Raw genomic sequence first — 507 nt, 5'->3', positions numbered from 1 at the left:
ACCGTGCCGTCGGCCTGCGGACGTTCCGCGGGCAGCTGCGCGACCTGCTCATGCGCGCCGCCGAACGCGGTGTGGACCCCGATGCGCTCGACGAGCTCGGCCGGACGCACGGGCGGCCGGAGTGGCAGAGCGCCGCGCGCTCGTACGCGGAGTACCTGGACACCTGGGCGCTGCGGCAGGGCACCCCGGACGCCGGCGCCCGGCTGGACCCGGCCGTCGTCGTGGACGAGGCGGTCGCCGCCCTGGCCACCTGGGAGCAGGACCTGCCGGGCAGCCCGCGGCCCGCCTGGCAGCTCGTCGTGCTCGACGACCACCAGGAGTCGACGGTGGCCACCGCGCGGCTGCTCGACCTGCTCGCGAGCTCGGGTGCGCGCGTCGTGCTCACCGGGGACCCGGACGCGGCCGTGCTCACGTTCCGCGGTGCGCAGCCGTCGCTGCTGGCCCGTGCGCAGGTGGCGGGGGACGGGCCGGGTGAGCTCGGTGCCTGCACCCGTGTGCTGGGCACGG

At 77.5% G+C, this 507-nt stretch carries 1 protein-coding gene; it reads left to right on the top strand.

Features of this window, described 5'->3' with window-relative positions; translation table 11 throughout:
* Positions 1 to 507: UvrD-helicase domain-containing protein (locus tag F2B26_RS17040; protein ID WP_159811274.1), on the top strand; the 507-nt coding region annotated here is incomplete at both ends.

This window comes from Cellulomonas citrea (genome assembly GCF_009829685.1).
GTDB classification, from domain to species: domain Bacteria; phylum Actinomycetota; class Actinomycetes; order Actinomycetales; family Cellulomonadaceae; genus Cellulomonas; species Cellulomonas citrea.
Note: the sequence above shows the minus strand (reverse complement) of the source record. Positions and strands in the feature narration are given on the sequence as shown.